Origin of the sequence: Streptomyces sp. SID5910 (genome assembly GCF_009862125.1) — a bacterium.
In the GTDB taxonomy this organism is placed as follows: domain Bacteria; phylum Actinomycetota; class Actinomycetes; order Streptomycetales; family Streptomycetaceae; genus Streptomyces.
On record NZ_WWHX01000228.1, the window covers coordinates 1 to 9,516 of the forward strand.

The window sequence follows — 9,516 nt, forward strand, 5'->3', positions numbered from 1 at the left end:
CGGGTGGGCGCAGCGGCACCCCGCAACGCCGGGCCGCGTCACGCCGGTACGGTGCCCCAGACGCGGGGCACCCCGCAACGCGGGCCGCGCACCCACGCCCGCTCGCGCCCCCGCCGGTCACCAGCCCAACCGGCGGAGCCCCCGGGTACCGTTCACCCCCATGCGCACCATCCTGATCACAGGCCCCGGCGGCAGCGGCCGTACCACCGTCGCCGCCGCCACCGCGCTCGCCGCCGCCCGGCAGGGCACCCGCACCCTGCTGCTCGGCGCCGACCGCGACGACACCCTCGGCGCCGCGCTCGGGATGCGCACCGGCCCGGAACCGGCCCGCGTCGAACCCGGCCTCACGGTCCGGCGCCCCGACGCCGCCCAGGGTTTCCGGGACGGCCTCGCCGCCCTCCAGGAACGCGCCGCCTCCGCCCTCGACCTGCTCGGCGCAGCCCGCCTCGACGCCGAGGAGCTCACGCCCCTGCCCGGCGCCGACGAACTCGCCCTGCTGCGCGCCGTGCGCGACGCCGCCCTCGCCGAGGCGCACGACCTCCTCGTCGTCGACCTCCCGGCCGCCCCGCGCGCCCTCGCCCTGCTCGCCCTCCCCGAGGAACTGCGCCGCTATCTGCGCCGCCTGCTCCCGCCCGAGCGGCAGGCCGCCCGCGCCCTGCGCCCCGTCCTCGGCCGCCTCGCGGGCGTCCCCATGCCCGCCGAGTCCCTGTACGAGGCCGCCGCCCGCTGGGACCTGGAACTCGCCGCCACCGAGGCCGTCCTCGCCGACCGGCACACCGTCGTACGGCTCGTCGCCGAACCGGGCCCCGCCGGCGCCGACGCCGCCCGCACCGCCCGCCTCGGCCTCGCCCTGCGCGGCCTGCGCACCGACCTGCTGGTCGCCAACCGCGTCCTGCCCGAGGACGCCCCCGCGGACAGCTGGCTCGCCGGCCCCCTCGCCCAGCAGCGCAAGACGCTCGCGGAGTGGCACGGGACGTACGACGTCCGGACCGTCGCCCACCTGGGACGCGACCCGCGCGGCGCCGACGACCTGGCCGCCCTGGACGCCCCGGGCGTCGACGAGGACGTCCCCCCGGTCGAGTGGCCCGTCGCCGACCGGCTGGCCGACGACGGCGTCCTCGTCTGGCACATCCCGCTGCCCGGCGCCATACGCGACGACCTCGACCTCGTCCGGCGCGGCGACGAACTGGTCGTCACCACCGGCCCGTTCCGCCGGATCGTGCCGCTGCCGTCCGCGCTGCGCCGCTGCACCGTCGACGGGGCCGCCCTGCGCGAGGGCACCCTCGCCGTCCGGTTCGCGCCGGACCCCCGGCTGTGGCCGCAGGGACGCTGAAGCCGCCACGCCCGTTCGGGTAACGTCGTAAGGACGAACCGTAGTCAGGAGTCCGTCATGAGCGAAGAGCTCCCCCCGTCCGAGGCCGCTCGCCACGACGAGGCCGACACGGTCGGGCCGGCCGCGCCGGCCGGCGAGACGCGGGCGACCGACGACGACGCCTGGGCCACGGCGTGCGCCGAGGACCTGGAGGCCGAGAAGGCCCGCCGCCGCGCCGAGCACGGGCCGCAGCCGGGCTCGGCCGCCGAGGAACTGCGCAGGCTGGTCGAGACGGTCGCGGACAAGCTGTCCGGCCTCCAGTCCCCGCTGCTCGGCCAGGTCGCCGGACCGGCCGCCCAGCAGGTGGTCCGGCAGGTCGTCCAGCAGGCCAAGGCCGCCGTCGAACCGGTCATCGAGCGCAATCCGGACGTTTTCGATCACCTCGCTGCGGCCGGCGGCGAACTCCTCGCCGCCTACCGCTCCGCCGTCCAGAACCAGGAGCGTCGCTGGACCACCGGGACGACCGGCGCCGACGACCCCCGTGACCAGGACGAACCCCGCGACGACGGCGACGAGGGCACCGGCCCCGGCCAACGCATCGACTTGGACTGAGGCCCCCTCGGGTACGGTTGGCCGTAGCGGGGCTCGACCGAAACTGAGGGATTCATGGGACTCACCATCGGCGTCGACATCGGCGGCACGAAGATCGCGGCCGGCGTGGTCGACGAGGAAGGCAACATCCTCTCGACCTTCAAGGTGCCGACCCCCAGCACGCCCGAGGCCATCGTGGACGCCATCGCCTCGGCGGTGGAGGGCGCACGCGCGGGGCACGAGATCGTCGGCGTGGGCATCGGCGCCGCCGGATACGTCAACCGCCAGCGCTCCGAGGTCTACTTCGCGCCGAACATCGACTGGCGCAACGAGCCGCTCAAGGAGAAGGTCGAGGCCCGCGTCGGCCTCCCGGTCGTCGTGGAGAACGACGCCAACGCCGCGGCCTGGGGCGAGTACAAGTTCGGCGCGGGCAAGGGCCACCGCAACGTCATCTGCATCACCCTCGGCACCGGCCTCGGCGGCGGCATCATCATCGGCAACAAGCTGCGCCGCGGCCACTTCGGCGTGGCCGCCGAGTTCGGCCACATCCGCATGGTGCCGGACGGCCTGCTGTGCGGCTGCGGCTCACAGGGCTGCTGGGAGCAGTACGCCTCCGGCCGCGCCCTCGTGCGCTACGCCAAGCAGCGCGCCAACGCCACCCCCGAGCGCGCCGAGGTGCTGCTCGCGCTCGGCGACGGCACCCCCGAGGGCATCGAGGGCAAGCACATCTCGGTCGCCGCCCGGCAGGGCTGCCCGGTCGCCGTCGACTCCTACCGCGAGCTGGCCCGCTGGGCCGGCGCCGGCCTCGCCGACCTCGCCTCGCTCTTCGACCCGTCCGCCTTCATCGTCGGCGGCGGCCTCTCCGACGAGGGCGACCTGGTCCTGGACCCGATCCGCAAGTCGTACAAGCGCTGGCTGGTCGGCGGCAACTGGCGCCCGGTCGCCGACGTGATCGCCGCCGAACTCGGCAACAAGGCAGGCATGGTAGGCGCAGCGGACCTGGCCCGCGAGCCCGACCCGATCATGTAAACGAGGCCCACAGCAACGCCTCTAGGGGCGCGGGGAACTGCGCGATCAGCCACGACGAACCGGCACTCGCCCACAATCCTCGCGCCCCGAGCTGTTGGGCGTACTGTGATCCACATGGAGCCGCTCCCCAACTCCCGCACCGAACCCGACGGTTCCGCCGTCATCCGGGTCCTCAGCTACAACATCCGCTCGATGCGCGACGACACCGACGCCCTGGCCCGCGTGATCGCCGCCTGCGCCCCCGACCTCGTCCTCCTCCAGGAGGCCCCCCGCTTCTTCCGCTGGCGCAAGAAGCTCTCCCGCCTGGCCGCGGCCTCCGGCCTCGTGCTCCTCTCCGGGGGCGCCACGGCAGCCGGACCGGCGCTGCTGTGCTCCCTGCGGGCCACCGTCGAGCGCACCGAGGACGTCCTGCTCCCGCTCACCCCCGGCCTGCACCGCAGGGGCTTCGCCACCGCCGTGGTCCGCTTCGGCAAGGCCCGTCTCGGCGTCGTCAGCTGCCATCTGTCGCTCCAGAAGGACGAGCGACTCGCTCAGGCCGGCCTGCTCCTCGACCGGGTCGCCGCGCTGGGCGTGGAGCACGCCGTGGCGGGCGGCGATCTGAACGAACGCCCCGGCGGCCCCGTCTTCCGGCGGCTCGGCGACGGGCTGCGGGACTGCTGGACCGTCGCTCCCTGGGGCGGCGAGTACACGTCCACCGCCGCCGACCCGCATCAGCGCATCGACGCGGTCCTCACCACGGACGGCGTCGAGGTGCTGGGCTGCGGGGTGCCGGCGGGCCTGCCCGGGGTGGCCGAGGACGACCTGAGGGCGGCCACGGACCATCTCCCGGTCCTGACCGCCCTCCGCGTGCCCGCCGCCTGAACACCTCGCGGTGTACGCGCGGCCTCAGACCACCGCGCCGCGCCCCGGGTCGTCGTCGTCCTCGTCGCCCGTGCGCATCCGCATGACCAGCGTGGCGAAGCCGCCGAGGAAGCCGCCGATGCCCAGGGTCTTCAGCCACCAGGTCATGTCCCAGCCCAGCACCACCGCCAGCAGGAGCAGCACCGGCCCGCCGACCACACCAAGCCAGGCGAACTTCGCCGTGGTGTCGCCCTCGGGCAGGGGCGGCGGCTCGGGCGGCACGAAGTGGCCCTCGTCGGAATCGCCGAGATCGCCCTCGGACGGCTCGGCCAGGCTGTGGTCGCGCGGCCCGACACCCGGGGCGAAGGCGACGGAGCTGCCCAGCGGACGGGCCGAGGCCGGCCGCTCCGGCTCGGGCCCGTCGTCGTTCGTCTCCGGCTCCGCAGGGGCCTCGTTGGTCTCCGGCTCCAGGAGGGCCAGGTCCTCCACCGACTTGAACGGCTTGGCGCCCGGCGGGTCCGGCGGCTCCTCCCCGTACCCGGCGACGATCGCCGCCCAGGCCGCGTCCTCGTCGAAGGGCACCCCCTGCTCCTCCGGCGCGCGCTCCTCAGCGGGGCCTGGCCCCTCGCGGCCCTCCCGCTCGACGTCCCGCTCGCGGTCCCGCTCCACGTCCCGCACCTCCTCCCGCTCTCCCCGCTCCTCCCGGTCCTCGCGGTCGGAGTCGTGCTCAGTCACCTGCGGCCGTCCCTTCCTCACCGAGACCGGCACCGGAACCCGGCCCCGGCGCCGCATCCGGCTCCTTCACGGAACCGGGCGCGAGCCGGCCGATGAACGCGACGCTCTCCGCGAAGATCCGGTCCGCGTCGTGGTCCAACGTCGCCACGTGGTAGCTCTGTTCCAGCAGGATCTCCGTGACGTCCGTCGACGACACCCGGCCGAGGATGCGCGCCGAGTCGGCCGGCGGCACCACATGGTCCTGCGGGCTGCGCAGCAACAGCAGCGGCTGCGTCACCTGCGGCAGATCGCCGTCGGCGAGACGGAAGAACGTCCGCAGCGAGTGCGCCGCGTGCAGCGGCACCCTGTCGTACCCCAGCTCCGCGCCGAGCGGCTTGGCGATGTCACTGGCGATGCCCTTGGTCGCGGGCACCAGATGGCGCAGGACCGGAAGGGCGTGCTGGGCCACGCCGTGCATCCGGTTCGCCGGGTTGACGACCACGACGCCCGACACCGCGTCGCCGTGTTTCGCGGCGAGCCGCAGCGCCAGCGCCCCGCCCATCGACAGGCCCGCCACGAACACGCGCGCGCAGCGCTCCCGCAGGGCACGCAGCTCGCGGTCCACCTCCGCGTACCAGTCCTGCCAGCCGGTGACCTGCATGTCCTCCCAGCGCGTGCCGTGCCCGGGCAGCAGCGGCAGCGCGACGGTCAGATCGCGCTCGGCGAGATACCGCGCCCAGGGGCGCAGCGACTGCGGGGAACCCGTGAAGCCGTGGCAGAGGAGGACGCCGACCTCACCGCCCTCGTGGCGGAACGGCTCGGCTCCGGGCAGGACCGGCACGTCTCGGTCTCCTGTCGTCAGGGGGCCGGCACAGCCGGACCGTCGGGTGCGATGGACGCGGTGCGGTACTTGCGGGTACTTCACCGTACGCGACCGCACTGACACCGACCAGGGCCGTCGGGGCCATTGACGGTGCCCCGGGTTAAGGTCTGAGCCACAGACACGGGAGGCAGTCGGTTGTTGTACGGCACGATGAAGGTCACCATCGGGGGTTCGCTGAAGCTTGCCTTCCGGCCCTGGGTGGAGGGCCTGGAGCACATCCCGGCCGACGGCCCCGCCATTCTGGCGAGCAACCACCTGTCGTTCTCCGACTCGTTCTTCCTGCCGGCCGTCCTCGACCGCAAGGTCACCTTCATCGCCAAGGCCGAGTACTTCAACACGCCCGGCGTGAAGGGCCGGCTGACCGCCGCGTTCTTCAAGGGCGTCGGCCAGCTCCCCGTGGACCGCTCCGGCGCGCGCGGCGCGGGCGAGGCCGCCATCAAGAGCGGCATAGAGGTCCTGGAGCGCGGCGAGCTGTTCGGCATCTACCCCGAGGGCACACGGTCCCCGGACGGCAGGCTCTACCGCGGCAAGCCCGGCGGCCTCGCGCGCGTGGCGCTCGCCACCGGCGCCCCGGTCCTCCCGGTCGCCATGATCGACACCGAGAAGATCCAGCCGCCCGGCAAGGTGATGCCGAAGCTGATGCGGCCCGGCATCCGCATCGGCAAGCCCCTCGACTTCACCCGCTACCAGGGCATGGAGCACGACCGCTTCGTGCTCCGCGCGGTGACCGACGAGGTCATGTACGAGATCATGAAGCTCTCCGGCCAGGAGTACGTCGACATGTACGCGACCGCCATGAAGCGGCAGCTCGCGGAGGCGGCGAAGGCCGAGAGGGAGGCGGGCAAGGCCGCGAAGGCCGCGCTCGCCCAGGCGGAGAAGGAACAGACCGCGAAGGAGAAGGCGGCCGAGCGGGACGAAGCCGCCGAGCAGGGGACCGAGCCCTAGCCGGGCCGGGCCGGGGGCGGGGGGACATGGCCAGGCGCGAGAGAGTCATGAGGATGTCGGTCGAGCAGCCGCTGTGGCGCGCGCTCGCCGGCTACCGCGTGCTCACCATGCTGTACGCGATCGGCTTCTTCACCACCGCCTGGTCCGGCTTCGCCCGCCCCTGGCTCGCCGTCGCCTACTACGCCGTCCTCTTCGTCTGGACCCTGGCGACGCTCCCCAAGGTCTCGGGCGCGGCCGGCTGCACCAAGGGCTTCCTCGCCGCCGACCTCACGATCGCGCTCACCGGCATCCTGCTCACCCCGTTCGCCGACGCGCACGAACGGGTCATGGACGGCGGGCCGACCCTGCCGTCGATATGGACCGCCGGCTCCGTCCTGGCCTTCGCCATCAAGGGCGGCTGGCGCTGGGCGGCCCTCGCCTCCACCCTCGTCGCCGTCGCCAACCTCGTCGAACGCGGCACCCCGGCCCGCGACACCGTCCACAACGTGATCCTCGTCTGGGTCGCCTCCATCGCCATCGGCTACGTCGTCGAGGTCGCCCGCGCCTCCGAACGCACCCTCGCCCGCGCCCTGGAGATCGAGGCGGCGACCAGGGAGCGGGAGCGGCTCGCCCGCGACATCCACGACAGCGTCCTCCAGGTCCTCGCGATGGTGCAGCGGCGCGGCGCCGTCATCGGCGGCGAGGCGGCCGAGCTGGGCCGCATGGCCGGCGAGCAGGAGGTCGCGCTGCGCACCCTGGTCTCCGGCGGCCTCGTCCCCGTCTCCCGGGTCTCGGAGGACGCCGCCGAGGGGGCCGTCGTACGGGCGGTGGAGGAACCGGAGGAGGACGCCCCCCACGGTCCCGTCGACCTGCGCTCGCTGCTCGCCCCGTACGCCGGCGCGCGCGTGAACCTCGCCGAGCCCGGCGCCCCGGTGCCCATGGCGCCGCTCGCGGCACGGGAGCTCGCCGCCGCCGTGGGGGCCGCCCTGGACAACGTCCGCACGCACGTCGGCGAGGACGCGCGCGCGTGGATCCTCGTCGAGGACGAGCCCGACGAGGTGATCGTCACCGTCCGCGACGAGGGCCCCGGCATCCCCGAGGGACGGCTCGCCGAGGCCGAGGGCGAGGGGCGGCTCGGCGTCGCCCTGTCCATCCGGGGCCGGCTGCGCGACCTCGGCGGCACGGCCGAACTGATCTCGGTGCCCGGCCAGGGCACGGAGGTCGAACTCAGGGCGCCGAAGGCGCCCAGCACCACCATGAACACCGGCACCGCACGGGGGAAGGCAGACCGATGACCGAGCGACAGGACCCCATCAAGGTCATGGTGGTCGACGACCACCCGATGTGGCGCGACGCCGTGGCACGAGACCTCGCCGAGTCCGGCTTCGAGGTGGTCGCCACCGCAGGCGACGGTGACCAGGCGGTGCGCCGCGCCCGGGCCGCCGCACCCGACGTGCTCGTGCTCGACCTCAACCTGCCCGGCAAACCCGGCGTCCAGGTGTGCAAGGAGGTCGTCGGCACCGACCCGAAGCTGCGGGTCCTCGTGCTGTCCGCGAGCGGCGAGCACGCCGACGTGCTGGAGGCCGTGAAGTCCGGCGCGACCGGCTATCTGCTCAAGTCGGCCTCCACCGGGGAGCTTCAGGACGCGGTGCGCCGCACGGCCGCCGGCGACCCCGTCTTCACCCCGGGCCTGGCCGGACTGGTCCTCGGCGAGTACCGCCGCCTCGCCTCCGAACCGGCGCCCGCCCCGGAGACCGGCGAGCCCGGGGCGCCCCGGCTCACCGACCGCGAGACCGAGGTGCTGCGCCTGGTCGCCAAGGGCCTGAGCTACAAGCAGATCGCCGAACGCCTCGTCATCTCCCACCGCACCGTGCAGAACCACGTGCAGAACACCCTCGGCAAGCTTCAGCTCCACAACCGCGTGGAGCTCGTGCGCTATGCGATAGAGCGGGGCCTGGACGACGCGTGACCGGCGCGGCCGAGAACCGCCGGCCGCCCGGCGGGCCCGGGCCCGGGGCCGTATATTCGGCCGCGTGTCCGGCCACGAGCCCAGCGGAACGGGAGCGGTCATGCAGATCCTGGCCTTCGGCGTCCAGGCCGACGAGCAGCCCCTGATCGAGGAGGCCTTCCGGGGCCACCACGACGTCCACTGCCTGGACGTCTTCCTCACCGAGGACACCGCACCCATCGCGGCCGGCCACGAGATCGTCTCCACCTCCGTCAACGCCGACCTCGGCGCCGGCGTCCTGGAGATCCTCGCGGCCGGCGGCACCCGGATGGTCGCCCAGCGCTCCACCGGCTTCAACAACGTCGACCTCGTCGCCGCCGAACGCCTCGGCCTGACCGTCGCCCGGGTCTCGTACTACTCGCCGTACTCGGTCGCCGAGTTCGCCTGGACCCTCGCCATGGCCGTCAACCGGCGCGTCGTGCGGGCCTCCACCCGCACCCGCGACTTCGACTTCCGCCTGCACGGCCTGATGGGCCGCGACCTGCACGGCCGCACCGCCGGCGTGCTCGGCACCGGCAAGATCGGCGAGGCCTTCGCCCGCATCGCCCACGGCTTCGGCATGCGGCTGCTCGGCTGGGACGTCGCCGAGAACCCGGCCTGCCTGGAGCTGGGCATGCGCTACGTCCCCAAGGACGAGCTGCTCGCCGAGGCGGACCTCGTCAGCCTGCACGTCCCGCTGATGGCCGAGACCCAGCACCTGATCGACGCGAACGCCCTGAAGGCGATGAAGGACGACGCGATCCTCGTCAACTCCAGCCGGGGCGGCCTGATCGACACCGCCGCCCTCGTCGGCGAGCTGCGCGCGGGCCGCTTCACCGGCGTGGGCCTGGACGTGTACGAGGCGGAGGCGGGCCTGTTCTTCCTCGACAAGTCCCTGGAGGCCATCGCCGACGACACGCTGGCCCGCCTCGTCACCTTCCCGAACGTCCTGGTCACCTCGCACCAGGCGTACTACACCGAGGACGCCGTCCGGCAGATCGTCGACGCCACCCTCCGCAACGTCCTCGACTACCGGGCCGGCCGCCGCTCCGAGAACGTGCTCGTGCCGCGCAGCTGACCGGTCAGCTCCCGCACGATCGCCGCGCCGTTCAGCGTCAGCACCGACTCCGGATGGAACTGCACGCCCGCGAAACCGGGCCCGCGCAGTGCGTGTACCTCGTGCGTGGCGCTGCGGCTCACCTCCACGCCGTGCGCGGCCAGCTCGGCGGCGGCCTA

Annotated in this window: 10 protein-coding genes and 1 pseudogene; 8 read left to right on the forward strand and 3 right to left on the reverse strand. The window is 74.0% G+C overall.

The annotated features are described in order from the left end of the window. The first annotated feature begins 160 nt into the window (after positions 1-160). The 4 genes from GTW67_RS08330 (at position 161) to GTW67_RS08345 (ending at position 3,793) form a co-directional block, all read left to right on the forward strand. Positions 161-1,333: an ArsA family ATPase gene (locus tag GTW67_RS08330; RefSeq protein WP_161164166.1), complete on the forward strand. Its 1,173-nt coding sequence runs from the start codon at positions 161-163 to the stop codon at positions 1,331-1,333. Between the two features lie 57 nt (positions 1,334-1,390). Next, positions 1,391-1,924 (forward strand): DUF5304 domain-containing protein, encoded by a 534-nt coding sequence (locus GTW67_RS08335; protein ID WP_161164167.1) that lies wholly within the window; start codon positions 1,391-1,393, stop codon positions 1,922-1,924. 54 nt (positions 1,925-1,978) lie between these two features. Then, positions 1,979-2,932 carry an ROK family glucokinase gene (locus tag GTW67_RS08340; protein WP_161164168.1) on the forward strand — a complete coding sequence of 318 codons (954 nt, stop codon included), beginning with the start codon at positions 1,979-1,981 and terminating at the stop codon, positions 2,930-2,932. 114 nt (positions 2,933-3,046) lie between these two features. Continuing rightward, positions 3,047-3,793 (forward strand): endonuclease/exonuclease/phosphatase family protein, encoded by a 747-nt coding sequence (locus tag GTW67_RS08345; protein ID WP_161164169.1) that lies wholly within the window; start codon positions 3,047-3,049, stop codon positions 3,791-3,793. A gap of 24 nt (positions 3,794-3,817) precedes the next feature. Here the strand turns inward: GTW67_RS08345 and GTW67_RS08350 are convergent, their stop codons facing one another. Together GTW67_RS08350 and GTW67_RS08355 are read right to left on the reverse strand one after the other, a co-directional pair. Continuing rightward, positions 3,818-4,507, reverse strand: a complete 690-nt coding sequence (locus tag GTW67_RS08350) for a hypothetical protein (RefSeq protein WP_346010599.1) — start codon at positions 4,505-4,507, stop codon at positions 3,818-3,820. Beyond that, entirely contained in the window at positions 4,500-5,327 is an 828-nt protein-coding gene (locus tag GTW67_RS08355; RefSeq protein WP_161164170.1) for an alpha/beta fold hydrolase, read from the reverse strand. The genes GTW67_RS08350 and GTW67_RS08355 overlap by 8 nt, the downstream gene beginning before the upstream one ends. A 192-nt stretch (positions 5,328-5,519) precedes the next feature. Here GTW67_RS08355 and GTW67_RS08360 point away from each other — a divergent pair, with 192 nt between their 5' ends. The 4 genes from GTW67_RS08360 to GTW67_RS08375 all read left to right on the forward strand — a co-directional run bounded on the left by GTW67_RS08360 (position 5,520) and on the right by GTW67_RS08375 (position 9,358). Further along, a complete protein-coding gene (locus GTW67_RS08360; protein WP_161164174.1) occupies positions 5,520-6,314 on the forward strand; it encodes a lysophospholipid acyltransferase family protein in 795 nt (264 codons plus the stop codon). 26 nt (positions 6,315-6,340) lie between these two features. Further along, complete coding sequence (macS, locus tag GTW67_RS08365; protein WP_161164171.1) at positions 6,341-7,588, forward strand: MacS family sensor histidine kinase; 1,248 nt, start codon at positions 6,341-6,343, stop codon at positions 7,586-7,588. Next, the gene (locus tag GTW67_RS08370; protein ID WP_161164172.1) at positions 7,585-8,262 is read left to right on the forward strand and encodes a response regulator; all 678 of its coding nucleotides are present in this window, start codon (positions 7,585-7,587) and stop codon (positions 8,260-8,262) included. Before macS ends, GTW67_RS08370 begins: the two co-directional genes overlap by 4 nt. Positions 8,263-8,362: 100 nt before the next feature. Beyond that, complete coding sequence (locus GTW67_RS08375; RefSeq protein WP_161164175.1) at positions 8,363-9,358, forward strand: 2-hydroxyacid dehydrogenase; 996 nt, start codon at positions 8,363-8,365, stop codon at positions 9,356-9,358. Here GTW67_RS08375 and GTW67_RS08380 read toward each other — a convergent pair. Continuing rightward, positions 9,310-9,516: pseudogene (locus tag GTW67_RS08380) on the reverse strand (glutamine amidotransferase-related protein); the annotation flags it as partial. The gene GTW67_RS08375 and the pseudogene GTW67_RS08380 sit on opposite strands and share 49 nt — an antisense overlap.

Bases quoted from the DNA above. Each gene is read 5' to 3' on its own strand.
- GTW67_RS08330 (WP_161164166.1), top strand. From the start codon at position 161: ATGCGCACCATCCTGATCACAGGCCCCGGCGGCAGCGGCCGTACCACC.
- GTW67_RS08335 (WP_161164167.1), top strand. From the start codon at position 1,391: ATGAGCGAAGAGCTCCCCCCGTCCGAGGCCGCTCGCCACGACGAGGCC.
- GTW67_RS08340 (WP_161164168.1), top strand. From the start codon at position 1,979: ATGGGACTCACCATCGGCGTCGACATCGGCGGCACGAAGATCGCGGCC.
- GTW67_RS08345 (WP_161164169.1), top strand. From the start codon at position 3,047: ATGGAGCCGCTCCCCAACTCCCGCACCGAACCCGACGGTTCCGCCGTC.
- GTW67_RS08360 (WP_161164174.1), top strand. From the start codon at position 5,520: ATGAAGGTCACCATCGGGGGTTCGCTGAAGCTTGCCTTCCGGCCCTGG.
- macS (WP_161164171.1), top strand. From the start codon at position 6,341: ATGGCCAGGCGCGAGAGAGTCATGAGGATGTCGGTCGAGCAGCCGCTG.
- GTW67_RS08370 (WP_161164172.1), top strand. From the start codon at position 7,585: ATGACCGAGCGACAGGACCCCATCAAGGTCATGGTGGTCGACGACCAC.
- GTW67_RS08375 (WP_161164175.1), top strand. From the start codon at position 8,363: ATGCAGATCCTGGCCTTCGGCGTCCAGGCCGACGAGCAGCCCCTGATC.